We start from the raw sequence: 25,366 nt of genomic DNA on the forward strand, positions 1-25,366 counted from the left end.
TGACGGACGCCGGGGCGGATCTCAGGGACGGGTCGACCCGGCGGCGGTGGGCTCGGCGGCGGTGGGCTCGGGCGCCGGGCCCGGTGCGGGCAGCAGGGCGGCGACCGCGGGTTGCAGGCGCTGGTGCAGCACGGGCAGGGCGCCGTCCAGGAACAGCCGCCGCATGAGCGTGCGCTGCGTCTTGCCGCTGGTGGTCTTACGGATCACTCCCTGCCGTACGAACACCACGTTCACGGCCGCCAGTTGGAACTGGCGGCTGAGCAACGCCTGTACCGAGGAGGCGAGTGCGGCCAGGGACTCCGCGTCACCGCCGGCCCGGGCCCTGATCTCCTGCACCACGACCACGTGGGCGCGGTCGGAGCTCTCGTCGGTGACACCGAACACCGCGCCGCCGCCACGCCGGAACGCCTCACCGGACTCCTGGACGGCCTGCTCGATGTCCTGCGGATAGAGGTTGCGGCCGTGCTGGATGAGCATCTCCTTGATGCGCCCGGTGACATACAGCTGTCCGTCGAGCAGCGCCCCGAGGTCGCCGGTGCGGAAGTGTCCGGCCCGGCCGTCCGCCGTCGCCGCCTGGAAGGTCTCGGCGGTGAGCGCGCTCCGGTTCCAGTAGCCGGCGGCCACCGACGGGCCACGCAGCCAGATCTCACCGACCTGCCCGCTGGGCAGTTCGCGCAGGGTCATCGGGTCCACGATCAGGATCTCGGTGTCCTTCGGGCGGCCGCAGCTGACCAGGGTGCGGCTGGGCCGGTCGGTGCGGGTGGGCCGCAGTTCGTCCTGCTCCAATGCCTGGGCGTCGACGGTGAGTTCCAGGTATGGCGCGTCGGGGTCGTCGCCGGACACCAGCAGCGTGTTCTCGGCCAGGCCGTAGCAGGGCAGTACGGCCTCGGGGCGCAGTCCGTTGCCCGCGAAGCGCCGGATGAAGGCGCGCAGGGTGTCGGCGCGCACCGGCTCGGCACCGTTGAGCGCCACCCGCAGGCTGGAAAGGTCCAGCCCCGCCGACTGCTCCTCGCTCACGCGCCGTACGCACAGTTCGTAGCCGAAGTTGGGGGAGGCGGTGCCCTCCACGCGGTAGTCGTGGATCATGCGCAGCCAACGGCTGGGCTGCTTGACGAACGAGATCGGCGACATCTGCACACTCGTCCCGCCCACCCACAGCGGCTGCAGTGTCATGCCGATGAGCCCCATGTCGTGGTAGAGCGGCAGCCAGCTGCCCGCCACGACGCCCTTCGGTGTCTTCATGGCCGAGCGGATGGCCTCCTGGTTGGCGGCGAGGTTGGCGTGGGTGACCATCACGCCCTTGGGCTCACTGGTGGAGCCCGAGCTGTACTGGAGGAAGGCCATGTCGCCGCCGCGCACCTTCGGCGGGGTCCACAGGTCGGGGTCGACGCCGTCGTCCTCGCCCGGGCCGGTCGCCAGGCACGCCACGTCCTGCTCCCCGGAGGCGACCAGCCAGGCACCGATGGCCTGCCGGTACTGGGGCAGGGTCAGGACCGCGCCCACCTTGGCGTCCTGCAGGATGCCGCTGACCCGGGCCAGTCGTTCGCCGGGCTCGTCGGGCAGCGGGGCCGGGATGGCGGTGCGGCCGGCGTAGAAGCAGCCCAGGAAGGCCGTGACGAAGTCCAGGGTCGGCGGATAGAGCAGCAGGACCGGGCGTGAAGGGTCGCCCTTGGAGGCGTGGCGCAGCCGGGCGGCCACGACCCGGGCCCGCCGGTCCAGTTCCGCATAGCTGAGCTCCTCGGGTCGCATGCCCAGGCCGTCCTCGTGCAGGTACACGAAGGCGGCGCGGTCGGGATGGTGGTCGGCGCCGGTGCGTACGGCGTCCGTCAACGTTCGGGGATCAGGCTGGTGCGGCACAGACAGTCCTTTCTGCGATCGGGGACCGGTGCGGCACGGAACCTCTGGGAGGCACCGAGTGCCAACCGGTGGGCTCAGCCTTTAGGTGCGGTGAAAAGGCGACGTAAAGCGGAAATTGGTGCGCACGTCACGGGTTTGGGGTTCCGTGGACGGCCGCCGCCGCAGCGGATACAACGGTGAGTGCACGGAACGGGACAGTCAGTGCTGGCACTCGGTGCCTTTCGATGCGACGAAGGAGGCCGTGATGACGGATGCGGACAGGGCATGGGAGGGGGAGCCGGGACCCGGGGAGCGCGCGCCCCACGGGAGTCCGCCGCCCGGGAGGCGCGGGCCCGACGGGAGCCCGCCGACCGGGGATCGGGCCGCCGACGGCAGCCCGCAGCCCGGGCATCCCGGCTCCGACGGGACCCCGCCGACCGGGGATCGGGCCGCCGACGGCAGCCCGCAGCCCGGCCATCCAGCCTCGGACGGGACCCCGCCGCTCGGGGATCGGGCCTCCGAGGGAAGCCCGCTCGCGGTGGCCCTGTCACCCGCGGCCGGTCGGCGCGCGCTCCAGGAGGCCGTGCGGCGCCACGGCTACGCGGTCTGCTACGGCCGGCTCGACGACTGGGGCGGGGAAGCGGGCGCCGAACCCGACGTACGCGAGATGCTCGGTCCGGACTGGCCCCGCTACCGCACGGCCCGTGAACCCCTCGTACGGGCACGCCTGCTGGGCTCCCGACGCCTGCTGCGGTACGCCGTAGCCGTCGCGAGCGGGATCGAACCGGACCGGGTGGCCGTGGGCCGCGACGGCCGTGGCCGGCCCTTCCTGCACCGGCCCGCCGGGCTGGACGTGGGCATCAGCCATACGACGGACATGCTGGTGGTCGCGGTCGCCCGCGGCCGCCGGATCGGGGTGGACGTCGAGGCGTCGGACCGCCCTCTGCTGGCGGCCGGACTCGCCGAGAGGTTCTGCCACCCGCGGGAACTGGCGGAGTTGCGCGGACTGCCGCCCGCCGAGCGGAATCTGCGGCTGGTACGCCTGTGGACCCTGAAGGAGGCGTACACGAAGGCTCTCGGCGTGGGCCTGGCACACGACTTCTGCCGTCTGCGCCCGCGACGCGGGCCTCGGGACGACAGCTGGCGGCTGGGCCGGACGGCACCTGGCTGGCTCCTGCGCTGCGACCGGGTCGAGGGGGGCTTTCTGATCGCCAGCGCGCTCGGCCCGCGAGACGGGCGGGACGACGGGACACCGGAGGAGGGCAATCGAGTCAACCATGTATCGATACACCGTTGACTCGATTGCTGCGCGGGTCTAGCTTCGAAGGACACGGCACAAGAACGGCACCGGCTCACGACCCCTCTTCCTTCCGAGGAGCGGAACCCGTGACAACTCAGCCCCGCCTCAAGCACGCCGAGCAGCTCCCGCAGTCCGTCCACCCGCACCGGTGGCGTGTCCTCGCGGTCCTGCTGGTGAGCCTCTTCCTCGTCGTCCTGGACACGTCGATCCTGAACGTGGCCCTCAAGACGCTCGCCGAGCCGGCACCCGCCGGCCTCGGGGCCACGCAGAGCGAGCTGCAGTGGTCGATCGACTCCTACACCCTCGTCTTCGCCGCCCTGCTCTTCACCACCGGCGTCCTCGCCGACCGCTGCGGCCGCAAACGCACACTGCTGGCCGGACTGGTCGTCTTCGGCGGCTGCTCCCTGTGGTCCGCCCACGCCCACAGCGCCGGCGAACTGATCGTCGCCCGGGCCGGACTGGGGGTGGGCGGCGCGCTCGTGCTGCCCGCCACCCTCGCGATCATCGTGGCCGTCTTCCCGCCCGCCGAACGCGCCAAGGCCATCGGCGTCTGGGCCGGAGCGGCCGGGCTCGCCGTCGCCCTGGGGCCCATCACCGGCGGCGCCCTGCTCGAACGGTTCTGGTGGGGCTCGGTGTTCCTGATCAACCTGCCCATCGTCGTGATCGGCGCCCTCGCCGCCCTGTTCGTCGTACCGGAGTCCCGGGACCCCCGGCGCACCGGATTCGACCCGGTCGGCGTCGCCCTCTCCATCGCGGGGCTGACCGTCCTGGTGTACGGCGTGATCAAGGGCGGCGAATCGGACGACTGGGCCGACGCCAGGGTCTGGGGACCGATCCTCGCCGGCCTGGCGGTACTGGCGCTCTTCACCCTGTGGGAACGCCACTCCGCACGCCCCGCGCTGGACCTCGCCCTGTTCCGCAACCGCCGCTTCTCCGCCGCCGTGACCGTGATCGGCCTGATCTTCTTCGCCCTGCTCGGCGCGACCTTCTTCCTGGTCTTCTACCTGCAGAGCGTGCGGGGGTGGAGTCCGCTCGAAGCCGGCTGCCTGCTGCTGCCCCTGGCCGTGGCCCAGTTGGCGTTCTCGCCCCCGGCCACGCTCGCCGCCAAGCGCATCGGGGCGCGGCCGGTGTGCACCGGCGGCATGTTGCTGACCTCGCTGGCGTTCCTCGTCGTGGCCACCGTCGACCAGCACACCGAGGTCTGGGTCATCGAGTCCGTGCTGTTCGTGATGGGCGTCGGCATCGCCTGCGTGATGCCCCCCGCGACATCCGCCGCGATGTCCGCCGTGGCCCAGGACCGGGCCGGCACCGGGGCGGCGGTCAACACCACCTTCCGGCAGGTGGGCGGCGCCCTCGGGGTCGCGGTCCTCGGCTCGGTGCTCTCCGTCGCCTACCGCTCCCGCATCGACGACCACCTCGCGCCGCTGCCCGCCCCGCTCCGCGACACCGCGCAGGAGTCCGTCGCTGCCACCCTCACCGTCGCCGAGAAACTGGGAGCGCCCGGCTCCGCGCTCGCGGCCCGCGCCGTCGACGCGTTCGTGTCGGCCATGCACCTCACGGCTCTGGTCGCCGCAGGTGTCACCTTCGCCGGGGCCCTCGTCTGCCTCCTGCTCCTGCCCTCCCGTACGGCCGCCGGGCTCCCCGGCGCCGAGGAGGCCACCGCCGCCAAACAGGTCCACACCACGGAGGTCTGAACCGCATGCCGTCACACGTCGACCCGCCGGCGGCCGCCCCGGGACACACTCCCCGGGGCGGCCGCCGACGCGACCCCGCCGCGGACCGGGCGATCCTGGACAGCACGCTCGGTCTGCTCGGCGAGGGACGCAGCTTCGGGGACCTGTCCATGGACCTGGTCGCGCAGCGTGCCGGTGTCGCCCGCGCCACCATCTACCGCCGCTGGCGCAACAAGGAGGAACTGGTGCTCGCCGCCCTGAGCACCCTCGACCTCCCCGTCCCGACGCTCGACGGACTGGGCCTGCGGGACCAGCTGGTGGCGCTCGTGGACCAGCTGCGCCACCGAGGCCAGGACACCAACCTGCACCGCCTGATCGGCAGCCTGCTCGGTGAGGCGGTACGCCGGCCCCAGCTGGTGGAGCAGTTCGAGGACACCGTCGTCGCGGCCCGGCGCGACGCCATCGTGCGGGCGCTGCGGGACGGCATCGCCGGCGGTGAGCTGCGCGCCGACCTCGACCTGGACGACGCGGTCGAGCTGCTCACCGGGCCGATGGCCGCCCGGCTGATTCTCCGTCAACGGCCGGTGAAGTCACGGGCGTTCGCGGAAACCATCGTCGACACCTTCCTGAACGGAACCCGCATCACTCGTGCCGGGACAGGCCTCGGCACGGCACCGGAGCACCTTCCACCTCCCCAGGAGCCGCTGTCATGAAATTCCTCTTCGACGACCCCGCCTTCGACTACCAGGCACTGCGCACCGCCGGATACGCCGACTACGGCGGTGCGCAGCTCGGCGAGGTCGTCGCGGTCGCCGCGCACATCGCCGACGGCGACACCGAAGCCTGGCGGCACGCGTGGTCCACCCTCGCCGAGCGCGTCCACCGGCTGGGCACCACGGCCCGTGACGAGGGCCGCACCGTCGACGCGCGTTACGCCTTCCTGCGGGCCCACAACTACTACCGGACCGCGGAGTTCTTCCAGCGCGAGCAGCAACGCGATCCCGAGGCCCTGCGGCTGATGCGGCTGTCCACGGAGTCCTTCGCCGACGCGGCCGAACTCATGGACCGGCCACCGGAGTTCATCCGTATTCCCTACGAGGACACCTCTCTGCCCGCCTACTTCTACCGGGTGGACGACTCGAACGAGCCCAGGCCGACGATCATCCACCACGGCGGCCTCGACTCCACAGTGGAGGAGGGCTACTTCTTCGTGGCGGAGGCGGCCCTCGCCCGCGGCTACAACTGCCTGTGCTTCGAGGGGCCCGGACAGGGCTCGGTCCTGCGTGAGCAGCAACTGGTCTTCCGCCCCGACTGGGAGAAGGTGGTCACACCGGTCGTGGACCACGCGCTGTCCCTGCCCGGCGTGGACCCCGACCGTCTGATGCTGGTCGGCACGAGCCTCGGCGGCCTGTTCGCGGTGCGGGCGGCGGCGTTCGAACACCGGCTGGCCGGCTGTGTCGCCCATGACGCGGTCTGGCAGCTGGGTGACGTCGTGGGACTGCCGCCGTTCGTGCTCGAGTGGGTCGAGCAGGGCTGCGACGACTTCGCCGATCCGGTGATGTGGGGCATCGCCGCCCAGCAGACCTTCACCCGCTGGCTGCTGCGGCAGACGATGTGGACCTTCGGCGTCGACACGCCCTCCCAACTGCTGCGCCGGCTACCGGCGTTCGGCCTGTCGGACGTGATCGGCCAGGTGCGGTGTCCCGTGCTCGTGCTCGACGCGGAGGAGGACTTGTTCTTCGCCGGCCTGGAACACGCGAAGAAGGTCTACACGGGGCTCAACTCGGCCAAGACGCTGCATGTCTTCACGGCCGACGAGGGCGGCGGGGCGCACTGCCATTCGGGGGCGATGAGGCTCTACCACGACCGGCTCTTCTCGTGGTTGCAGGAGACACTCGCGGCGGCCGACCGGCCGGCGGCGGCCTGAACGACGGGCGGCAGCGACAGCGGCGGCAGCCCGAGCGGCGGCGGCCACGCGCACGATCCCGGCCCGGACACCCCGGCCCGCTCACCGGCGGGCCGGGCTCCTGGCCGAATACCATTCGGCGGCCCGGTTCACGGCGGCAGATTTACTGCCCACCCGTATCCGGGCCGTCGGATTTTCATTCTCCTTAATGGCGGTGTAACGGAACGGACTGGCATCATGCATCGACCTCGCATAGGCTGCACGTCATAGCAGTAAACTGCTGTCCATATGGGGCCTCAAACCTGGGGTCGGACGGGGGAACCAGAATTTAGTTGAATGCGTTTCGTGCATTCGGGGGGTTGTCGTGTCCCTGTCCTGTTTACCGCCTGATCATGCGCTCCGCTACGAGCTGCTGGGCCGGCTGCGGGTGACCCGCGGCGGAGTCGACCTCACGCCGGAGCAGCCAAAGCTCGCCAAACTACTCGCCCTGCTCCTGATCAGGGCGGGCGAGACCGTGCCGGGGGAGAAACTCGTGGCCGAACTCTGGGAACAGGGCCCGCCGCGCTGCGCCTTCGCCAGTCTGCGCGTATACGTTTCCCAATTGCGGAAAGTGCTCAACGGTCCCAGGGGAGCGTCTCCGATCGCTACGACATCACCGGGTTACATCCTCGACGTGAGCAGTGCCACAACAGACGTCAAGGATTTCGAGTCGTTGTACATTCGTGGCCGAGAACGCTACGGCGCCGCCGATTTCCTGCAGGCCTCAGAACTTCTCCGCCGAGCCCTGTCACTGTGGCGGGGCCCGGTTCTGGAGGGAATTCAAAGGCCGCTGAACATCGAATCATTCCTGGCCGTGCAGGAGGAAAAACGGCTGAATTGCACCGAGCTGAGCATCGACTCCGCGCTGGCACTCGGTCGCCATCACGAGGTGATCGAGGACCTGAAGGGACTCCTCGTCCAGCATCCTCTCCGGGAGCCCTTCTACCGCCAGTTGATGGTCGCCCTGTACCGGGCGGGTCGTCAGGGGGACGCGCTGGGGACGTACCGCAACGCCCGCCGGGTCATCAGGGAGGAACTGGGTGTCGAGCCGGGGCCGACCCTGCGCCTGGCCCAGGAGGCCATACTCCGGGCCGACCCGGTCCGGCTGGAGGCCGCCGGCGTCGTCCCCGCCATCCACTGATCGCGGCAGCCGTCCACCCGCACGCGCTTTACCCGGCGACTGCGGCTGCTTAACCGCCCACGGATAGCGTGCAGATGACCCCGCGTCCCGCGGGGGAGCTCGATGCCGTTCTCAGCCGTGTACGGACGTGTACGGGCCACGGTGCCGTGACCGTGGCCCGGCGCAGCCCTCGGAAGACCGTCGGACCCGCGCCGGGTCCCACCTGATCCGGCGGCGTCACGCCTGCGTGGTTCACCACCGTGGCACCGGCTCAGGTGCGGATCCAGCGGTGGTAGGCGCCCAGGTCGACGTTGCTGCCGCAGATGATGGTGGCCACATGGCGGCCGGCGAAGCGGTCACGGTCTTCCAGGACGGCCGCGATGCCGAGGGCCGCTGAGGGTTCGACGACCAGACCCGCGCGCTCCAGGAGCATGCGCATGCCCGCGACGATGGACGCCTCGTGGACCAGGACGGCGTCGTCGGCCACCCTGAGAAGGTCGTCCAGGACCTCGGGGATGGGGTACCGGCCGGCGACGCCGTCGGCGATCGTGTCGGTCGAGTCGGTGGTGACGACCCGGCGCCGGTGCCAGGATCGGGTCATCGCGGGTGCGCCGAGGGGCTGCACGCAGATCACCTCGACATCCGGCGAAAGGGTCTTCAGGACGTAGCCCACGCCGGTGGCCAGCGCGCCGCCGCCCAGAGCGATCAGGACGGCGTCGAAGGAGGAGGCACCGCTCGCCAGTTCCAGGCCGATGGTCGCCGCGCCCTCGCAGGTCTCGATGTCGAGACTGTCCTCGACCAGCCGGACACCGCGCCGCTGCGCGATACTCACGGCCCGTTCGCGGGCCATCTCGAAGTCGCCGTCCACCAACTGCAACTCGGCGCCCAGCGCGCGGATCCGATCGAGCTTGACAGCGGGCGCCCTACGCGATGCCACCACCGTCACATCGAGGCCACGGCGACGACCGGACCAACCGAGTGCCTGGCCGAGGTTCCCGGCACTGGCGCACACCGCGGCCGTGCGGCCCTGCTGGGTCAGCAGGCCGGCGACACGTTCGGTGCCGCGGGCCTTGAAGCTGCGCACCGGGTTCGCCGTTTCCAGCTTGATACTCACCGTGCACCCGAGCTCGCGTCCCAACGCGTCGCACTGGTACAGCGGAGTGTCGAGAAAGACCGGGTCGATGTCCCGGCGTGCCGCGCGGATCCGGGCAAGATCGAGGCGCGTCGTGAGCATGACCGGCAACGTACCGCAGGGTGGGCAGCGCCTGAGGGTCAGCTCCCGGTCTCGTCGCGGCGGCAGTGCACGAAGAGGTGGGGTTCGGGTTCGGCGTCGGGGTGGTTCGGGGCGAAGGTGGAGCTGTGCCGGGACAGCACCACCAGTCCCGCCGTCTCCAGCATGCCGGTGATGTCCTCCTCGGCGAAGCTGGTCGCGCGGACCGGTTGGCCCATGAAGGCCACCTCGACGTCCTCCACGTCCGCGGGCACGGTGGCCAGCACCAGATGCCCGCCGGGCCGCAGGGCCAGGGTCAGTTGCCGCATCACTGCCGACTGCTCGGCGCGGGTCATCTGCAGGAGCGAGAAGAACACGCACACGCCGTCGAACGAGTCCGCCTCGAGCGGGAGATCCCGGATGTCGGCGCAGCGGAACTCGGCCTCGGGTACCTGGCGGGCGGCGAGTTCGACCATGACGGGGGAGATGTCGACGCCCAGTACCGAGTGCCCCGCGTCGTTGAGCGCGGCCGCGGTGGGCCGCCCGGTGCCGCTGCCCACGTCGAGCGTCCGCGCGGCGGGCGGCAGCCGCTCGATCAGCCACTCCAGCGCGGACAGGTGCGCGGGGGCATGAGCGAACGCCTTCTCGTAGTCGGGGCCCAGCGCGTCGAACAGCACGGCGGCGGGCGGCCGTTGGTCCTCGTGACTCACGTCGGTGTCCCTTCGCTCGCAAGGCTGCATCGTCGCACCCGCCGGTCGGATTCCACAACGACCGCCCGGTGCGGCGGACGGCGGAGAACGCGGGCCGTACTCGACGAAGGTCACATTCCTGTTGTCGTACGACAGGGTGGTGGACCGCTGGAGTTCCGCGGCGGGTTCGCCGATCGGCCCGGGAGTGTGGCCGGTCGGCCGACGCGGTGTCGCGGCGGGCACGCCTAGCGTGGTTCCGGCCACGTCACCGCACCGCAAGGGGGATGTTCGATGGATCAGCAAGGGACGACCGGAACACACGCCGACGCCACGGCCATGGGCGGACCGACCACGGAGTTCGAACCGGACGTCATGGACCTGCTGGTGGAGACACTGCGTCGCGCGGTGAGGCGTGAGTTGCCGTCCGTGGGCACGGACGCTGTGCTGGGCGAGCTCGTGATGGGGGACACGGGTGACGTGTGGCGCGTGCTCACTCCGCACGACGTGGTTCACTGCCGTAGAAGCCGAGACGGCTGGGTTCGCTGCCGAACGCCTCGCATGGCCGGCCGGCTCCCGCCAGTGCGGCGCGCACGGCGTCGTTGGCCTGTCGGCTGCCGACGGTGAGCCGGAGGCCCTCGCCGGGGTAGTGGCGTGCCTGGACACCGGCGGCGGCGAGTGCGCCGGCCGCGTCATCGACGGGGTCGGGCGCGGCCAGCCAGAGCGAGTTGGTGTGGCTCTGGCCTATGTGCCAACCGAGGTCGACGAGTTGCCGCCGCAGCCGTGTCCGTTCGGCGACCACCGTCCGCACGCGCCGGCCCAGCTCGCTGCCGGCCCGCAGCGAGGCCTCCACGGCCGCACTCGCCACCGCGTTGATGCCGAACGGCAGTTGCTGCCGGCGGACGCGCGCCACCAGGTCGGGCGCACCGATTCCGTATCCGACCCGCAGGGCCGCGAGGCCGTAGGCCTTGGAGAAGGTGCGCAGGACCAGCAGGCGGGGATGGGCGTCCAGGAGCGTGAGCGTGTCCGGCAGGCCGGGGTCGCGGGCGAACTCCACGTACGCCTCGTCGAGGAGGACGGTGACCTGTGGGGGGACACGGCGCAGGAACGCGACCAGTTCGTCCGCGGTGATCAGGCTTCCGGTCGGGTTGTGCGGATTGCACAGGACCACGACGCGGGTGTGGTGGTCGAGTGCCGCGAGGATGGCGTCCAGGTCCTGTCGTCCGTCCGGGGACAGGGGCACGGGAACGGGTCGGGCGCCGACCATGCCCGCCAGCAGGGGATACGCGTCGAAGGTGCGCCAGGCGTGGACCATTTTGTCGCCGCGTTCGACCACCGCCTGCAGCAACTGCAGGGCCACGCCCACCGATCCGCTGCCGACCGCGACGCGCGCGGGAGGCACCCCGACCCAGGCCGCGATCCGCTCCGTGAGGTCGTCCGGGTGGAACTGCGGGTATCGGTGGGCCTGTTCGACGGCTCGTCGCATCGCCTCGCGCACCGAGGGCAGCGGAGGGTACGGGCTCTCGTTGAGGGCCAGGCGGTGCAGCACGGGGACGTCCACCGGTCAGCCCCGCCCGCCGTGCCAGCGGACGGCGAGGGCGCCGGCGAAATCGCCCGCGTGGGCGAAGCCCCCGAGTACTACCAGGTCACCGTCCTCGACCTGCCGTGTGCGGATCGCACGGTCCAAGGTGATCGGGATCGCCGCGCCGAACAGGTTCCCGTACTGGTCGAAGGTGTTGAGGTGCCGTTTCGCGGGCAGCTGCAGCGCCTCTCGCCAGTTCCGCAGGAAGGTTCGGTTGGGCTGGTTGGTGATGAGGGCGTCGATGTCGGCGGTCGCCACGCCCAGGCGCCGGCACAGCTCCGTGACCACCTCCGGTACCAGGCGGTTTCCGCGGGCCAGCACCTTGGCGACACTGGCGTCGGTGAAGCCGATCCGCAGTTGGGACTGCCCCGGCTCCCAGTACTTGCGGCCGTCGTCGAGCGCCACCGTCATGTCCCCGGCGTACGCGCCGATATGCCGCGTCTCCACGTCGAGGACCGGGGCCTCGGCCGACGTCGTCACATACCCCACGCCGCAACCGTCACCCGGGATCGCGGCCTGCGCGAGCCCGCGCACCTCGGACTGGGTGAAGCACTGGCCCGCAGCGCTCTGCGCGTTGCAGATGAGCGCGGTCCTCGCGTCGGTGGTGGTGAGGATCTGGCGGGCCAGCTTCACCATGTACACGAAGGACGCGCAGCCGGCGTTGGCCACGTCGACGAGCCACTCCGGATTCAGTCCCAGCCGGCGTGCCACCTCGGTTCCGGCGCCCACGAACGGCAGGTCCGGCAGCTGGCTGTGCACCAACAGCACGTCGACACCGCGGATCGCGTTGCCGCCGTGCCGTTCGATCAGCGGCTGTACGGCACGCTCCACCATGTCCGCGTTGGTCTCGTCGGCGGCCACGTGGTGCCGTGACGGCGGCACCTTGAACATGGGGTGGTCACGGAGCTTGTCCTCGGCTCCGGGATAGTCGGTGTAGAACTCGGCGGGGATCGGCTCGCCGGGCAGATAGCTCGCGACGTCGGTGAGGCTGACCGTGGTCACCGGCCCACCGCCTTCGCCGGTGCCACGCTGACGGGCAGACCGTTGCGGTGGCGGTGTTCCAGGATCGCCTTGAGGTTGTTCATCTCCACGGTGTGTCCCGCGTAGAAGAGCTCCCAGAAGTCGCCCACCCAGGCCCGGTCCGGGCGCGGAGCCTTGTCGGGGTGGGGGTTGTCGTCGTAGTAGGGGTGGCGGCAGTTGGTCCAGGTGATCACCGACCCCGGCTTGTCGAGCACCAGGGCCGCCGGCACGACACGCATCAGGTAGATCATCCACAGGGTCTCGCCCTGGTCCCAGGAGCAGTGGTAGTCCACGGTCAGGGCCTCGGCGTTGGCGACGACCTTGCAGTAGATCGTCGTGTCGTCCTCGAGCCGGTCCTGGCCCACCCACAGGCCGGGTGTGCCGCTGGGCGCGAAGTCCCGCAGGCTGCAGGTCCATTCCTCCAGGTGGTGCCCCTGGCGCAGGTAGTCGAAGGCCTGCTCCGGAGGGCAGTCCACGTGGGCGTGGATCGTGCAGTACTGCCCGTAGACCTGGTGGTGCGGATAGACGGCGTGGGTGAGCTCCATGCAGTGCGCGGTCAGCTCCTCCTTGCCGAAGTTCTCGATCCGCATCAGACCGGGGATGTCAGCCAGTGTGGACGACGCCTCGCGCATGGTGGCTCTCCTTGCTCTCGGGTGCTTCAGGGGTGGCGGTGGCTTCGATGGTTGCGGTGGCTTCGGTGCTGCGGGGTGTTGCGGCCGTTTCGGTCACTTCGATGGCCTCGGCGGCCTGGGCGGCCTCGGCGACCTCGGCGGTGAAGGACTGGAAGGGAAGGAACGGGGGGATCTCATGGGGGTCGCAGTCCAGCGCGACGAACGCCGGGCCCGGGCCCGTGTTGCCCCGCAGGAGTGCCTCGCGCAGCTGCGCGGCGTCGGCGGCACCGGAGACCATCAGGGACGGGAAGGCGGCCGCAACGGCGGCGGCGATGTCGGTCCGGGCGAACAGGTCGTCGCTGCGGACACCGCCCTGGAGGAACTCCTCCCGCACCGCGCACATGGCATGCGCGTTGTTGTTGAAGATCACGAAGGTGACGGGTGCGGCGTGCTCCACGGCGGTGTGCACCTCCATCCCGTGCATGAAGAAGGCTCCGTCGCCGGCGAGTACGTAGGTACGGCGGCCGGTGGCGAGCGCGGCGCCGATGCCGGCGCCGAAGGTGTAGCCCATGCCGCCCATGCCGAGCGCCACCACGAAGCGGCCGTCTCGCGGCGCGGGGAGGAGATGGATCGCGCTGGCGCCCGCGTTGCCGGCGTCGACGAAGACATGTGCGTCCTGGGGGAGTGCCGCCGCCACGGCGGCGACCGCCTGGGTGTAGGGGACGGTTCGCCCCGGGACGCGGGAGACCGGGCCGGGTGTGGGTGTGGGGAGGGGGCCGGCGTGCTGGGGGCAGGACCGGGCGAGCGGTGGGAGCCGGTCGGTGACCGCCCGCAGCGCCTCCCGCAGATCGCCGCCCAGCGCGGTGCAGTCCACGAAGGGCGGCTCGGGCCCCAGGCACACGACCTCGGTGTCCGCCAGGGACCGGTCGAGGCCGCCGCGCGCCAGCAGCGGCAGCCGGGTACCGGCCAGCACGCACACGTCGGCCCGCCGCAGACAGTCCTCGACGTTGGCATGGCCCATCACCCCCGCCACGCCCGCGAATCGCGGATCACGGTTGTCGAAGACGTCCTTCGCGTCGGGGGTGACCGCCACCCACGCCCCCAGGCGCCTGGCCAGTTCGGCCAGCTCCGCACGCGCGTCGGCGGAGGCGATGTCCTCACCGGCGATGACGAGCACCCGGTCGGACCCGCGAAGGGTCTTCGACACGGAGGTGAGGGCCTCGGGGTCCGGCCGCGCCGCCGGTGCCGTAGGCGCCGGAGTCGGCGCCTGCCGTGTCGGTGCCGGGACGCGGCGGGGCAGGTGGAGCGGCGCCTGCTGCACGTCCTTGGGCAGCAGCAGCACCGCCGGCCCTCGCGGATCGGCCTGGGCCGCCGCCAGGGCCCGGGCCAGCAGCTCCGGCAGCGAGTCGGCGTCCTCCACCCGGGCGCAGAACTTCGAGAGCGGTGCGAAGACGTCTCGGGCGTCGAAGGACCCCGCCTTGCCGCTGGTGTCCTGGAACGCCCCGTGGCCCTCCTGACCGGTCGGCGGCTGCCCCACCAGGGCCAGCACGGGCACCCGGGAGGCGTACGCCTCGGCCAGGCCCGGAAGGAGGTTCATCGCGCCGCCACCCGACGTGGCGGCGACCACGCCCAGACGCCTGGTGGTGCGGGCGTATCCGTCGGCCATCGTGGCGGCGGCGAACTCGTGTTTGGCGACGACGCCGCGGACGACGCCGCCGCGGTGAACGGCGTCATACAGGTCCTCGATGTTCGCGCCGCCGACGCCGAACATGTGGGTGACGCCCGTCCTGGCGAGCTCTCCCGCCAGGTAGTCGACCAGGCGTATCGCTTCTGCCTCGGGTGTGTCCGAGGGCGTGTCGGTCACGCGGGGCTCCTGTCCGTCTCGTGGTGTCGGTCGGTGAGGCCGGACGGTGAGATGAGCTGAAAGCGGTGCCGGTACTGCTTCGGGGTGAGCCCCAGAGTTCGCCCGAAGGAGCGGAAGAACGTCTCGGGGGCCGCGAATCCGCAGCGTCGCGCTATCTGGGCGATCGTCAGGTCGGTGGTTTCCAGCAGTTCGCGGGCGCGGGCGATGCGCTTCCGCTCGACGTACTGCCCCGGGGTGGCGCCCACCTCGCGGCGGAAGACCCGGGCGAAGTTGCGCAGGCTCATGTTGGCGCGTCGGGCGATCTCGGCCACGGGCAGCGGATTGTGCAGGTTGTGCAGGATCCACTCCTGTGCGGCCCGGATCGGCGGATCGTCGGCCAACTGGGCGTCGAGGACCGCGCTGAACTGGGGTTGCCGTCCGTGCCGCTTGAGGGGCAGTACCAGAAAGCGTGCCGCCTCCAGTGCGAGCGGCGCTCCGTGGTCGGCCTCCACCAGGGCCAGCGCCATGTCGATCCCGGTCGACACGCCCGCGGAGGTCACATAGGGGCCGTCCCAGACGAAGATCGGCTCCGCGTCCACCCGCACGTCCGGATAGCGGCAGGCCATCGCCTCGGTGTAGGCCCAGTGGGTGGTGGCGTGTCTGCCGTCGAGGAGGCCGGCCTCGGCCAGCAGAAAGGATCCACCGCAGACGGAGGCGACTCGGCGGGAGCGGGCGGCCGCCCGGCGGATCCAGGAAACCAGCGCCCGATCCTGAAGGGCGCTGTTGAGACTCCATCCTCCCGGCACGAGGAGCGTGTCGATCGGTCCGTCGCCCGCTTCCAGGGGCGAGGCTTCCACGATCACCCCGGAACCCGTGCGCACCCGTGGTCCGTCGGCGGAGACGAGGTCGATCCGGTAAGGCCCGCCCGGCGGGGCGAGGAGTCGGTTGGCGGTATCGAACACTTCAATCGGTCCGGTGATGTCCAGGGCCAGTGCGCCCGTGTACATCACCACAACAACACGTCGCTCGAACACGATCACACCCTGTATCGGGCGTGGCACTGGCTGCAATGCCGGATTATTGACGTATCCGGCCAATGCTCAGTCGGCGGGTCCGCGAAAGGCGAACTGACCAGGCATTTCGAGTACCTGCCCGAAAAGGGGTGGGTGAGGCGGCTCACAAGCCCTCGGGCTTGATTTCCGGAAACTGTCCGGATGCAGTATTCAGTTTCAACAGTTGAATGGTGACGCTATTTGGCGCGGCCGGGGGTTTGCTATCGGCGGCGCGAAATAGACGGTGCCCCTCGGCGACCCTGCCTTCACGAGATCTCCCGAACAGCTTCGACCAAAAGGTGGTGCAACCTGGTTAAAGGGGTAACCGACAGTTTCGGGACGCTGGTCGCGGACAGCCCGGCCGCGCTCGGCAGGCCAACGGCAGCAACGGGCAGCGGGGAGGAACCCCATGAACACGAAATCGCCCGTCGCCCAGTGTGTTTCCCGCTTCCCGGCAGTCTCCGCGAGCATCGCCGCGGCCCGGGACTGGGCCCGAGCCTGTGTGTACGACTTCGACGGCCCACTGCGCCAGCACCGCTTCATGGAGACGGCGGAACTGCTGGTCTCCGAACTGGTCACCAACGCGATCAGGCACGGCACCGGCTCGCCCGTACTCAGGCTGACGTGGAACGGCAGGACGCTGCGCATCGCCGTCAGTGACCTCAGCGCCCGCCGGCCCCGACCACGCACGGCCGACTCTGCCGAGCCCGGCGGCTTCGGCGTCCGGATCGTGGAGCAACTCACCCAGCGCTGGGGCGTCACGCCCCACCACGCCGGCAAGACGGTCTGGGCCGAACTCAGCCCTACCGCACATTAGGCGTACTTGCGCTCCCTGACGCTGATCCCGCCTCCTGAGCCACCCGGGCGGGATCTTCGTGCGTGCGGACCCTGTACGGCAGTCGCCGGGAGGCCGTCGCGTTCGCTCGCCGTCCTGGCGTCGTCCCCTCGGCCGCCGCGCCGTCCGTCTTCGCGCGGTGCGCGGTGCGCGGTTTCGCCGTGTCGGCCGGGCTGGTCTATCGGCCGGGGACGGTGAGGGTCACGGTGGCGCCGGACGTCAGTGGCGTACCGGGCGCTGGGGATTGGGCGGTCACCTTGAGAGAGTCGTCGCCGATCTCGGAGTCGTCGGTGAAGGCCATGCCGTAGTCCAGATCGGCGAGTTGGTCGCGCGCGTCGGCGACGGTGATTCCGGTGAGATCGGGGACGGTGCCCTGCGTGGGGGAGGGGTCTGCTTCCTCGTCCGATGTGGGGGAGGCGGTGGCCGTGGTCGGTGCGGGTGAGGGCGTGCCGTCGTCGATGCTTTGGCAGGCGGTCAGTGGGGCGAGCGCGAGCAGCAGTGCGGCGGCGGACAGGGCCGCGCGGCGGGCGGCGTGACAGCGGTCGTGGCGCATATGAGGGCTCCCGGTGGATGCGCCCCATGGACGCGGCAGGGTGTGCTGGACCCAGGGTGACGAGCGGCGATCGCCTGGCGCCATACGTTGGGCGGCGTAATCCTCGGTCAGCCCGGTCGGGTCCATGCGCGTGCGCACCGTCCTGCGCTACGGCACCGTCGTCGCGTCGCGTCACGTCGGCGTGGCCCATCGGCGTCGCGGCCGACGTGGCGCCGCTCGCCGGAAGGCGGCGGCGCAGGCGGTCGGGGTGCGGCTGACCGAGTGTCACGACGGGACCCGTAGCTGGGTGGCGGGCGGGCAGAGGGGACCCGAGAGCGTGACGGTGGTGGGTGATCGACTCACCGGGGCTGCGGTCCGCATCAGCCCTTGACGTACGGGGGCCGTCTCCGTAGCGTCGCGCAACGTACCTACATATGACCGGAGTTCACATCCTAGGACGAGAGGTGAGTCGTGACCCAGCGACGCGTGGTGGTTTCCGGCGGCGGGACCGGGATCGGGCTGGCGACGGCACGGCTTTTCGCCGCGGAGGGGGAGCGGGTCGTGCTGCTCGGCCGCCGCGAGGACGTGCTGCGCAAGGCCGGGGAAGAGCTCAACGACCGCCACGGCGCGGGCACGGCCACCTGGTACGCGGCGGACCTGTCAGTGCCCGAAGACGTGCGGAAGGCGACGGAGTTCATCGTCGCCGACGAAACGCCGCTGGACGTCGTCGTCGCCAACGCCGGTGGAAACGTCGCTCCCGCGCACGACGGAACCCTGGAATCCGTCGCCGACAGCTACCGCGCCAACTTCGACGCCAACGTCCTGACCGCGGTACTGCTGACGGAGGCCTTGCTGCCCCACGTCCGACGCCCGGGCGGCCGCATCGTGCAGCTCTCCTCGATCGCCTCGCTGCGTGGACCCGGCTCGTACGGTGGATCCAAGGGCTGGATCAACACGTACACGTATGACCTCGCCCAGCGCCTCGGGCCCGAGGGGATCACCGTGAACGCGGTCGCTCCCGGATTCGTCGGCGACACGGAGTTCTTCGGCGACCGGGCAACCCCGGAGTTCGTCGCCTCCCGCGTGGGCCAGACACTGACCGGACAGCCGGGCCGTCCCTCCGACGTGGCGGCCGCCATTCACTACCTCGCCTCGTCGTCGGCGGCATACATGACCGGCCAGCTGCTCCACCTCAACGGAGGCGCCGCGCTGGGCCGTTGAGTGGACGTCTGCCCGGCCGGACTTCATCTGCCCACCGCGGCCGGCTCGACGTTCATGTGTCTGTACGGCTCAGAGGCACACCGCGACGCGCCGGTATGCAGCGATGGGCGGTGAAGCGCATACGAGGTCGTTGCCGCCTGTTGTCCCCGTGCTGCCACTTCGACGCCGACGGCTTCGACTGGCTCTGCCCGCAGCGCCAAGGCGGCGGACCGGGGCCCTCACCCTCCCGGAACGTCGGGAGACCAAGAACATCACGCTCGGTTCCGGCGCTGGTCGCCGCTGTGTCGGCGGAGCCGGTTGGTCTGGCGGGAGATGTCATCGACGCGCGCCGCGAGATCGGGGTGGTCGGATGCCAGATACGGATGGGTCACCGTCAGGGGGCCGATGAGGGCGGCCGCGTCGTTGTCGCCGAGGGCGGTGGAGAGCTCGAGGAGGGGGGTGCGGGCGGCTGCGGGGAGGTCGGTGAGCGCGGTGATCTGGCCGGCGAGCCGGCGCAGGTCCGCGGCGTTGGCGCGAGCCCAGTCGGTGACGGTGCGGTCGGCGGCGCGGCGGTCGCGGGTGGCCTGCACCCGTTGCTCGCCCGTTGACCCCGGGTTTCCGGGGCGAATGCGCAGGTAGCGGCGTTCGGCGGCCTGGCGGCTGGATACCCCGAGGGGGTGGGCGAGGTCGGCCCAGCTGGCCCCCGCCTCCCGGGCCGCTTCGATCAGGCCCGGTTCCCACTCGGCGAGTTGGTCGCGCGCTTCGCGCAGCAGCAGCAGTGCGGAGAGTGCCTCTTGCGAGCCGGCCTGGCCCGCCTCTGGGTTCTCTCCTCCCTCCTGCGAGGCCCGGGCGGTGCGCAGGGCCTCATGGATCGTGCTCAGCGCGGCGGCGGCGAGGAAGGACGCCGGGGTGAGACCCCGGGTGCCGGGAGTGGGTTGATCGTCGAGGGTCATGGGACCTCCACCAGTGTCGTCGTATGGATGACGTTCTGCTTGTCATCGTTTGGATGACATGTTACAACGGTGGCAGGTGAACGCATTGGCGGCAACGTGCCTGACCTGACCACTGGAGGTGTTTCACGATGTTGATGCGCACCGACCCGTTCCGTGAACTCGACCGGCTCACCCAGCAGCTCCTGAACGCGAACGGCACCTGGTCGCGGCCGACGGCGATGCCGATGGACGCGTACCGGCAGGGCGAGGAGTATGTGATCGCCTTCGACCTGCCCGGCGTCTCCACTGACGCGATCGACATCGACGTCGAGCGGAACATGCTGACCGTCAAGGCCGAGCGGCGGCCCGTCAACAAGGCCGACGACGTGCAGATGGAGCTCTCCGAGCGGCCTCTGGGCGTCTTCTCCCGCCAGCTCGTACTGGCGGACACCCTGGACACCGAGCACATCAAGGCCGACTACGACGCGGGTGTGCTGACCCTGCGTATCCCGATCGCCGAGCGCGCCAAGCCCCGCAAGGTCGCCATCAGTGGCGGCCTGGCGCACAAGGAGATCAGCGGCTGAACCCTTCCGGCCGCGCCGAGGACGGGGGACGAATCTCCCTGGGGCCGTCTCCCGTCCTCAGCCCGCCTCCACACACACAAGGGAGCAGCGATGGCCATGCGATGGGAGGCGTTCCTGGACCAGGTCAAGGAACGCGGTGATTACGGGACCACGGAGGAGGCCCAGCGGGCGGCCCGCACGGTGCTGGCGCTGCTGGGCGCGCACGTGGTGGGCCAGGTACGGGGCGAGCTGGCCGCCCGCCTGCCCGAGGAACTGGCACTCGTCCTGCTCAATCCACTCCAGGCCCACGAGCCGCTGTCCCCCGAGCGGTTCGTACGGGCCACCGCGGCGTGGATCGAGGGAGCCACGGAGCAGACCGCGGCCTGGGACGTGAGCGCTGTGCTCAGCGTGGCCGCGGACGCCGCGGGCGACGAGCTCACCAACCGGGTCCTGCTCCAGCTGCCGACCGGCTACGACCTGCTGTTCGGCCGTCCCGAACGCATCTAGGCCACATCCAGGCCCTGTCGCCAACGCAGCGACAACCATCCCCTGAGCGACCGGTGGCCGGCGGACGAGCCCCGGCCACCCCTCGCGACCACCTTCGACGAGAAAGGCAACCGTGTCACCAATGATTGTCCAGCAAGAGCCCTGCCCCTCCACCGCGGGCATGACCTTCGAGGAGATGGTGGAAACGGTGCGGTACGAAGGCGCATACCGCACTCGCGCACAGGCCGAGAAGTCCCTGAGTGCCGTGCTGGCGGCCCTCGGGCGCCAGCTCACGGGCGAAGAGCGTGTGGAACTCGCGGCGAGGCTGCCACACGAGGTTGCCGGCACCTTCGTCTCCGCGATTCCCGCCACCGAACCCCTGACCGGCTGGGCCTTCGTGAAGGACCTGGCCTCCCGCACGGGGGGCACGATGGCCGTCACCCGCTGGGACACCGGCACCGTCCTGCGCGTCGTGGCCCAGCTGGCCGGCGAGGAACTGCTCTGCCGTATCCTCGCCCAACTCCCGTCCGGCTACGCGCTGCTCTTCGGCCGCGCCCAACTCACCCAGGCCGCCTGACGTGCGGTGAGGTGGTGCTCGGCTGCCGCACAGAAATACCTTCCACGCACCGCAATTGAGGACCTCGGAGACACCCGGAACGGGGTCGTACGCGGCTTCGGCGGCCCCACGGACACGCTCCGGGCTTGATGCCCGGCACCTGGACCGACCGCTTTCCGACACGCCCTCACCCGCCTGTCCGCGGCCTCGGCAAAACGGCCGTGACCTGGTGTTTTCCTGGATTCCGCCTAGGCTTGGGACGTCTGCCGGAGCACATGGGAGGGGTCCTTGTGAGTGGAGAAGGCACGGTGTACGACGCTGCCCGGATCGAGGTGCTGGAGGGGCGGGAAGCCGTTCGGAAGCGGCCGGGAATGTGGGTCGGCTCGACCGGCGAACGCGGTCTGCATCACATGGTGTTCGATGTCGTCGGCCGGGCGGTGAACCAGGTCCTGGCCGGCCGTGGCGGCTCGGTCGACGTCACGCTCACGCCAGATGGTGGCGTGCGGGTCGCCGACGACGGGTCGGGGGGTCCCTTCGAGGCCGCCGGAGACACCGGCGGCCCGGGCCTCGAAGCGCTGCTGACCAGCTTCCACGCCGGGTCCGGACCGGGCGACCGGACCATCGTCGCCGTGGGCCACTTCGGTGTGGGGCTCTTCATCGCCAACGCCCTGTCGAGCCGGCTGACGGCCGAGGTGCGGTGGGAGGGGGTCCGCCGCGTCCAGGAATACGCCCGCGGTGTCGCGGTCGCCCCGCCCGCCACCGTGGGGCCGGGGACCGGAAGCGGGACGACCATCACCTTCTGGCCCGACGCCGAGATCTTCGAGACGACGCGGTGCTCGTTCGCCGTGCTGGCGGAGCGATTCCGGCAGGTGGCCTTTCTCAACCGGGGCCTGAGGATCTCGCTGACCGACGAACGCCCTGCGGGCGCGGCCCGGGCGGTGCTGTTCCGGTTCCCCGAGGGGGTGCGGGACTTCGTGGCCGCCCTCGACGCGGAGGTCGGCGGGGCGGCCCTCCATCCGGACATCATCAGCTTCGAGCGGGAGGACCCGCGGATGGCGGGAACGATGGAGGTGGCCCTCCTGTGGAGCGGCCTTCGGGGGGAGAGGACACGCGGCTTCGCCAACAGCCAGGCCACTGTCGAGGGTGGCACGCACGTGGACGGCTTCCGCGACGGAGTGGCGGCCGCGGTCACGGCATACGCGCGGGAACGGGGGCTGCTGACCGGAGCGGACCCCGATCCCGAAGCTCACGGGATCGCTGGGGGCTGCACCGCAGTCGTGTCGGTGAAACTCGACCGCCCCGAATTCCTCGGGGCCACCTCTGAGCTGCTGGGCAACAAGGACGTGCGGGTCTGCGTCGCGGAGGCCGTCCAAGACCACCTCAGCACCTGGTTCGAGACGCGGCCGGAGCGGGCCGCGGAGATCGTCGACCGAATCGTCCGCGGCACGCACCAGGACTGAACTGCAGCGGACGGCTCCGACAGTGCTGCGCGAAAGGCCGTGAGCTCAGATGCCGAGCTCGGCGAGCAGGCCGCGTACGCGCTGTTCGATCGCGTCCCGGATCGGGCGGACGGCGTCGACGCCTTGGCCGGCGGGGTCGTCGAGCTGCCAGTCGAGGTACCGCTTGCCGGAAAAGACCGGGCAGGTGTCCCCGCATCCCATGGTGATGACCACGTCGGATGCCTGGACCGCTTCGGTGGTGAGGATCTTCGGGGTTTCGGCGGAGATGTCGATGCCCCTCTCCTTCAGGGCCTCCACGACAGCCGGGTTCACCGTGCCGGCGGGAGCGGATCCGGCGGAGCGGACCTGGACCCGGTCACCGGCGAGGTGGGTGAGGAAGGCGGCGGCCATCTGGGAGCGGCCGGCGTTGTGGACGCAGACGAACAGCACGGAGGGAGGCTGGGCGGCGTTGCTCATGGCAGGTGTCTGTCCTTGCGGGCGGGTGGGGTGGTCAGGAGGAGGCGAGTTCGGGCTCGCCGTGCGGGACGACGACGTCCGCCGTGCGAGCTGGACGTTCGTACACCACCGCCACGGCGCCCAGCCCGAGTGCGGCGCCGAGCAGTTGGGCCGCGATGAAGGGGGCGACGGAGGCGGGGGCGATGCCCGCGAAGGTGTCGGTGAAGGCGCGGCCGACGGTCACGGCGGGGTTGGCGAAGGAGGTGGAGGAGGTGAACCAGTAGGCGGCCCCGATGTATGAGGCCACGGCGGCCGGGGCCAGAGCGGCACGGCCGATGCGCTCCAGGCCGAAGATCACCAGGATCAGCCCGGCAGTGGCGACGACTTCACCCGTCCACAGGTGCCCGGCGAACCGGTCGTGGGTGGAGAACCGCACGAGTGGTCGGGCGAACATGCCGTCGGCCAGGACCGCGCCGCCGATCGCCCCGACGACCTGCGCGGGCACGTACGCGGCGACCTCGCGCAGGGTGGGGCCGGTGCCGTCGCGGCGGCCGGTCAACCACGCGGCGAGGGTGACGGCGGGGTTGAAGTGCGCGCCGGAGACCGGCCCGAGCAGTGTGATCAGCACCGCAAGGCCGAGCACGGTGGCGAGCGAGTTGGCGAGCAGCTGCACGCCGACGTCGTGCGACAGCTCGGTGGCCTGGATACCGGAGCCGACGACGACCGCCACCAGGAGGCCGGTGCCCACGGCCTCGGCGGCGACACGGCGGCCGAGGGTGGCCGTCACGCGGCGGCCGCAGCGGTCTGCGGCGAGGTCAGGAACGCGCCGAGCCGGTCCAGGGTGCCGGGCAGCACCCAGTAGTACACCCACGTCCCGCGGCGCTCGCAGTCGATGAGGCCTGCCTGACGCAGCAGCTTCAGGTGGTGGGAGATCGTCGGCTGGGACAGCTCGAAGGCCGGGGTCAGCTCGCAGACACATACTTCGCCGCCCTCCCCGCGTGAGGCGATCATCGACATCAGCCGCAGCCGTACCGGGTCGCCCAGCGCCTTGAACACCTTCGCCAGCTCCCCGGCGCGTTCCTCGTCCAGCGGCGCGGCAGTCAGCCCCTCGCAGCAGGCGGGGTCCCGGCCGGTCACCTCGAGCTCGTGTTGTGGCATGCCTCTATGTTGACGTTTTTCGATCCAAGGCGCAAGGTTGCATCAATGAACATCAATACAGGCCGTTCCGGGGCGCCGCCATACCCCGTCACTCAGGAGTGAGTCATGAACGAACAGTCCACCGAACTGCGCGAAACCGTCCGCCGGCGGTATGCCGAGGCGGCCAAGAAGGTCACCGGAGGAGGTACCGCCTGTTGCGGTCCGCAGCCGGTCGAGGTCGACGAGAACTTCGGTTCGACCCTCTACGCCGCCGCCGACCGCGACGCTCTGCCCGCCGAGGCGGTGGCCGCATCGCTCGGCTGCGGAAACCCCACCGCCGTCGCCGAACTGCGCGTCGGCGAGCGCGTGCTCGACCTCGGCTCGGGGGGCGGCATCGATGTGCTGCTCTCCGCCCGCAGGGTCGGCCCCACCGGCAAGGCCTACGGCTTGGACATGACCGAGGAGATGCTCCAACTCGCCCTGGCCAACGTCGAGAAGGCGGGCGCGACGAACGTCGAGTTCCTCAAGGGCAGCATCGAGACCATCCCACTGCCCGCGAACACCATCGACGTGGTCATCTCCAACTGCGTGATCAACCTGTCCGTCGACAAGGCCGCCGTGTTCGCCGAGACCTTCCGTGTGCTCAAGCCCGGTGGCCGGATCGGCGTCTCCGACGTCGTCGCCGACGACACCCTCACCCCGAACCAGCGGGCCGAGCGCGGTGACTACGTCGGCTGCATCGCGGGCGCACTCTCCTTCGCCGAATACCGTGCGGGTCTGAACGCCGCCGGATTTACCGACGTCGAGATCACGCCCACCCACTCCGTCGCCGACGGCATGCACTCGGCCATCGCCCGCGCCACCAAGCCGCGGCCCACCGGCGACTCCCCGAAGGAGGCGGAGTCGGCCGGCACCTGCTGTGGCGTCCACGCCTGCTGCACACCGACCGAGACGTCCGTCGACTCCGCCCTGACCGTCACGGGGGCCAAGGCCGCGGCAGGCTGCGGCTGCCAGTACTGACGTCTCAGGCGCGAAGTTCTGTCCCCGGGCCCCACCTGTCGGCCGGACCCGAGATCCGGTCCGCCTCGAAGTAGCCAGGAGCAGACCGTGACCAGTCAGGCCGCCACGCCGTGCTCGACCGCCCTGCAACCGCACGGGCCCGTACGGAGTCGTGATCACGTGGCTGAGAAAAGGGTTGGACGGGTGCTGGTCGGGCTTGTAGCTTGCATTGACCGCGACACCACCCGAGGAGGTGAGACCCATGAACGCTGTATCGACGTGGGTGCTCCCCCTTCCCGTCCCGGCCGGCGACTGACGTAGGTGTCGCCGGGAGCGCCTCCCCACCAGGGCAC

General features: G+C 70.8%; 25 protein-coding genes. 12 read left to right on the forward strand and 13 right to left on the reverse strand.

Annotation, left to right across the window (positions count from 1 at the left end; genetic code table 11):
- Positions 1 to 21: 21 nt before the first annotated feature.
- Positions 22 to 1,857 (reverse strand): fatty acyl-AMP ligase, encoded by a 1,836-nt coding sequence (locus OG985_RS42680; protein ID WP_371673785.1) that lies wholly within the window; start codon positions 1,855 to 1,857, stop codon positions 22 to 24.
- Between the two features lie 244 nt (positions 1,858 to 2,101).
- Between OG985_RS42680 and OG985_RS42685 the strand changes: the two genes are divergently transcribed.
- The 5 genes from OG985_RS42685 (at position 2,102) to OG985_RS42705 (ending at position 7,895) form a co-directional block, all read left to right on the forward strand.
- Positions 2,102 to 3,133, forward strand: a complete 1,032-nt coding sequence (locus OG985_RS42685) for a 4'-phosphopantetheinyl transferase superfamily protein (protein WP_371673786.1) — start codon at positions 2,102 to 2,104, stop codon at positions 3,131 to 3,133.
- A gap of 89 nt (positions 3,134 to 3,222) precedes the next feature.
- Positions 3,223 to 4,830 (forward strand): DHA2 family efflux MFS transporter permease subunit, encoded by a 1,608-nt coding sequence (locus tag OG985_RS42690; RefSeq protein WP_371673787.1) that lies wholly within the window; start codon positions 3,223 to 3,225, stop codon positions 4,828 to 4,830.
- A 5-nt stretch (positions 4,831 to 4,835) separates the two neighbouring features.
- Positions 4,836 to 5,522: a TetR/AcrR family transcriptional regulator gene (locus OG985_RS42695; protein ID WP_371673788.1), complete on the forward strand. Its 687-nt coding sequence runs from the start codon at positions 4,836 to 4,838 to the stop codon at positions 5,520 to 5,522.
- Entirely contained in the window at positions 5,519 to 6,736 is a 1,218-nt protein-coding gene (locus OG985_RS42700) for an alpha/beta hydrolase family protein (RefSeq protein ID WP_371673789.1), read from the forward strand. The genes OG985_RS42695 and OG985_RS42700 overlap by 4 nt, the downstream gene beginning before the upstream one ends.
- 406 nt (positions 6,737 to 7,142) lie before the next feature.
- Positions 7,143 to 7,895, forward strand: a complete 753-nt coding sequence (locus OG985_RS42705) for a BTAD domain-containing putative transcriptional regulator (protein WP_371674668.1) — start codon at positions 7,143 to 7,145, stop codon at positions 7,893 to 7,895.
- A gap of 250 nt (positions 7,896 to 8,145) precedes the next feature.
- Here OG985_RS42705 and OG985_RS42710 read toward each other — a convergent pair whose 3' ends face one another.
- The 7 genes from OG985_RS42710 to OG985_RS42740 all read right to left on the reverse strand — a co-directional run bounded on the left by OG985_RS42710 (position 8,146) and on the right by OG985_RS42740 (position 15,860).
- Complete coding sequence (locus OG985_RS42710; protein WP_371673790.1) at positions 8,146 to 9,108, reverse strand: threonine/serine dehydratase; 963 nt, start codon at positions 9,106 to 9,108, stop codon at positions 8,146 to 8,148.
- Positions 9,109 to 9,146: 38 nt separating this feature from the next.
- Positions 9,147 to 9,794 carry a class I SAM-dependent methyltransferase gene (locus OG985_RS42715; protein WP_371673791.1) on the reverse strand — a complete coding sequence of 216 codons (648 nt, stop codon included), beginning with the start codon at positions 9,792 to 9,794 and terminating at the stop codon, positions 9,147 to 9,149.
- A gap of 469 nt (positions 9,795 to 10,263) precedes the next feature.
- The gene (locus OG985_RS42720; RefSeq protein WP_371673792.1) at positions 10,264 to 11,319 is read right to left on the reverse strand and encodes a histidinol-phosphate transaminase; all 1,056 of its coding nucleotides are present in this window, start codon (positions 11,317 to 11,319) and stop codon (positions 10,264 to 10,266) included.
- Between the two features lie 15 nt (positions 11,320 to 11,334).
- Positions 11,335 to 12,354 carry a 3-oxoacyl-ACP synthase III family protein gene (locus OG985_RS42725; RefSeq protein ID WP_371673793.1) on the reverse strand — a complete coding sequence of 340 codons (1,020 nt, stop codon included), beginning with the start codon at positions 12,352 to 12,354 and terminating at the stop codon, positions 11,335 to 11,337.
- Entirely contained in the window at positions 12,351 to 13,004 is a 654-nt protein-coding gene (locus OG985_RS42730) for an SRPBCC family protein (protein WP_371673794.1), read from the reverse strand. The genes OG985_RS42725 and OG985_RS42730 overlap by 4 nt, the downstream gene beginning before the upstream one ends.
- A complete protein-coding gene (locus tag OG985_RS42735; protein WP_371673795.1) occupies positions 12,976 to 14,847 on the reverse strand; it encodes a thiamine pyrophosphate-binding protein in 1,872 nt (623 codons plus the stop codon). Before OG985_RS42735 ends, OG985_RS42730 begins: the two co-directional genes overlap by 29 nt.
- Entirely contained in the window at positions 14,844 to 15,860 is a 1,017-nt protein-coding gene (locus tag OG985_RS42740) for a GlxA family transcriptional regulator (RefSeq protein WP_371673796.1), read from the reverse strand. Before OG985_RS42740 ends, OG985_RS42735 begins: the two co-directional genes overlap by 4 nt.
- 427 nt (positions 15,861 to 16,287) lie before the next feature.
- Between OG985_RS42740 and OG985_RS42745 the strand changes: the two genes are divergently transcribed.
- Positions 16,288 to 16,695 carry an ATP-binding protein gene (locus OG985_RS42745; RefSeq protein WP_371673797.1) on the forward strand — a complete coding sequence of 136 codons (408 nt, stop codon included), beginning with the start codon at positions 16,288 to 16,290 and terminating at the stop codon, positions 16,693 to 16,695.
- 196 nt (positions 16,696 to 16,891) lie between these two features.
- On the opposite strand, the gene OG985_RS42750 is transcribed toward OG985_RS42745, so the two are convergent.
- The gene (locus tag OG985_RS42750) at positions 16,892 to 17,266 is read right to left on the reverse strand and encodes a PASTA domain-containing protein (RefSeq protein WP_371673798.1); all 375 of its coding nucleotides are present in this window, start codon (positions 17,264 to 17,266) and stop codon (positions 16,892 to 16,894) included.
- A gap of 450 nt (positions 17,267 to 17,716) precedes the next feature.
- Between OG985_RS42750 and OG985_RS42755 the strand changes: the two genes are divergently transcribed.
- Entirely contained in the window at positions 17,717 to 18,466 is a 750-nt protein-coding gene (locus OG985_RS42755) for an SDR family NAD(P)-dependent oxidoreductase (RefSeq protein WP_371673799.1), read from the forward strand.
- 251 nt (positions 18,467 to 18,717) lie between these two features.
- Here the strand turns inward: OG985_RS42755 and OG985_RS42760 are convergent, their stop codons facing one another.
- Entirely contained in the window at positions 18,718 to 19,398 is a 681-nt protein-coding gene (locus OG985_RS42760) for a type III effector protein (protein ID WP_371673800.1), read from the reverse strand.
- Positions 19,399 to 19,526: 128 nt separating this feature from the next.
- Here OG985_RS42760 and OG985_RS42765 point away from each other — a divergent pair, with 128 nt between their 5' ends.
- The 4 genes from OG985_RS42765 (at position 19,527) to OG985_RS42780 (ending at position 22,442) form a co-directional block, all read left to right on the forward strand.
- Positions 19,527 to 19,961, forward strand: a complete 435-nt coding sequence (locus OG985_RS42765; RefSeq protein WP_371673801.1) for an Hsp20/alpha crystallin family protein — start codon at positions 19,527 to 19,529, stop codon at positions 19,959 to 19,961.
- A 90-nt stretch (positions 19,962 to 20,051) separates the two neighbouring features.
- Positions 20,052 to 20,447 (forward strand): DUF2267 domain-containing protein, encoded by a 396-nt coding sequence (locus OG985_RS42770; RefSeq protein WP_371673802.1) that lies wholly within the window; start codon positions 20,052 to 20,054, stop codon positions 20,445 to 20,447.
- 121 nt (positions 20,448 to 20,568) lie between these two features.
- Positions 20,569 to 21,003, forward strand: a complete 435-nt coding sequence (locus tag OG985_RS42775; RefSeq protein ID WP_371673803.1) for a DUF2267 domain-containing protein — start codon at positions 20,569 to 20,571, stop codon at positions 21,001 to 21,003.
- 287 nt (positions 21,004 to 21,290) lie between these two features.
- A complete protein-coding gene (locus OG985_RS42780; protein WP_371673804.1) occupies positions 21,291 to 22,442 on the forward strand; it encodes an ATP-binding protein in 1,152 nt (383 codons plus the stop codon).
- Positions 22,443 to 22,487: 45 nt separating this feature from the next.
- Here the strand turns inward: OG985_RS42780 and OG985_RS42785 are convergent, their stop codons facing one another.
- Genes OG985_RS42785 through OG985_RS42795 form a run of 3 tightly spaced genes read right to left on the reverse strand, consistent with a single transcriptional unit; the run spans position 22,488 to position 24,035 of the window.
- Entirely contained in the window at positions 22,488 to 22,898 is a 411-nt protein-coding gene (locus tag OG985_RS42785; RefSeq protein ID WP_371673805.1) for an arsenate reductase ArsC, read from the reverse strand.
- 34 nt (positions 22,899 to 22,932) lie between these two features.
- Positions 22,933 to 23,664 (reverse strand): aquaporin, encoded by a 732-nt coding sequence (locus tag OG985_RS42790; protein WP_371673806.1) that lies wholly within the window; start codon positions 23,662 to 23,664, stop codon positions 22,933 to 22,935.
- Positions 23,661 to 24,035 carry an ArsR/SmtB family transcription factor gene (locus OG985_RS42795; protein WP_371673807.1) on the reverse strand — a complete coding sequence of 125 codons (375 nt, stop codon included), beginning with the start codon at positions 24,033 to 24,035 and terminating at the stop codon, positions 23,661 to 23,663. The genes OG985_RS42790 and OG985_RS42795 overlap by 4 nt, the downstream gene beginning before the upstream one ends.
- 105 nt (positions 24,036 to 24,140) lie before the next feature.
- Here OG985_RS42795 and arsM point away from each other — a divergent pair, with 105 nt between their 5' ends.
- On the forward strand, positions 24,141 to 25,034 hold the full coding sequence (gene arsM / locus OG985_RS42800; RefSeq protein ID WP_371673808.1) for an arsenite methyltransferase: 894 nt from the start codon (positions 24,141 to 24,143) through the stop codon (positions 25,032 to 25,034).
- Positions 25,035 to 25,366: the final 332 nt, after the last annotated feature.

The organism is Streptomyces sp. NBC_00289, assembly GCF_041435115.1.
Lineage (GTDB): Bacteria > Actinomycetota > Actinomycetes > Streptomycetales > Streptomycetaceae > Streptomyces.

Excerpts from the sequence above, each read along its gene's own strand:
- OG985_RS42750 (WP_371673798.1), bottom strand. The coding sequence starts at position 17,266 with ATGCGCCACGACCGCTGTCACGCCGCCCGCCGCGCGGCCCTGTCCGCC.
- OG985_RS42760 (WP_371673800.1), bottom strand. The coding sequence starts at position 19,398 with ATGACCCTCGACGATCAACCCACTCCCGGCACCCGGGGTCTCACCCCG.
- arsM (WP_371673808.1), top strand. The coding sequence starts at position 24,141 with ATGAACGAACAGTCCACCGAACTGCGCGAAACCGTCCGCCGGCGGTAT.
- OG985_RS42765 (WP_371673801.1), top strand. The coding sequence starts at position 19,527 with ATGTTGATGCGCACCGACCCGTTCCGTGAACTCGACCGGCTCACCCAG.
- OG985_RS42685 (WP_371673786.1), top strand. The coding sequence starts at position 2,102 with ATGACGGATGCGGACAGGGCATGGGAGGGGGAGCCGGGACCCGGGGAG.
- OG985_RS42795 (WP_371673807.1), bottom strand. The coding sequence starts at position 24,035 with ATGCCACAACACGAGCTCGAGGTGACCGGCCGGGACCCCGCCTGCTGC.
- OG985_RS42695 (WP_371673788.1), top strand. The coding sequence starts at position 4,836 with ATGCCGTCACACGTCGACCCGCCGGCGGCCGCCCCGGGACACACTCCC.
- OG985_RS42745 (WP_371673797.1), top strand. The coding sequence starts at position 16,288 with ATGAACACGAAATCGCCCGTCGCCCAGTGTGTTTCCCGCTTCCCGGCA.
- OG985_RS42785 (WP_371673805.1), bottom strand. The coding sequence starts at position 22,898 with ATGAGCAACGCCGCCCAGCCTCCCTCCGTGCTGTTCGTCTGCGTCCAC.
- OG985_RS42710 (WP_371673790.1), bottom strand. The coding sequence starts at position 9,108 with ATGCTCACGACGCGCCTCGATCTTGCCCGGATCCGCGCGGCACGCCGG.
- OG985_RS42700 (WP_371673789.1), top strand. The coding sequence starts at position 5,519 with ATGAAATTCCTCTTCGACGACCCCGCCTTCGACTACCAGGCACTGCGC.
- OG985_RS42775 (WP_371673803.1), top strand. The coding sequence starts at position 20,569 with ATGATTGTCCAGCAAGAGCCCTGCCCCTCCACCGCGGGCATGACCTTC.
- OG985_RS42770 (WP_371673802.1), top strand. The coding sequence starts at position 20,052 with ATGGCCATGCGATGGGAGGCGTTCCTGGACCAGGTCAAGGAACGCGGT.
- OG985_RS42730 (WP_371673794.1), bottom strand. The coding sequence starts at position 13,004 with ATGCGCGAGGCGTCGTCCACACTGGCTGACATCCCCGGTCTGATGCGG.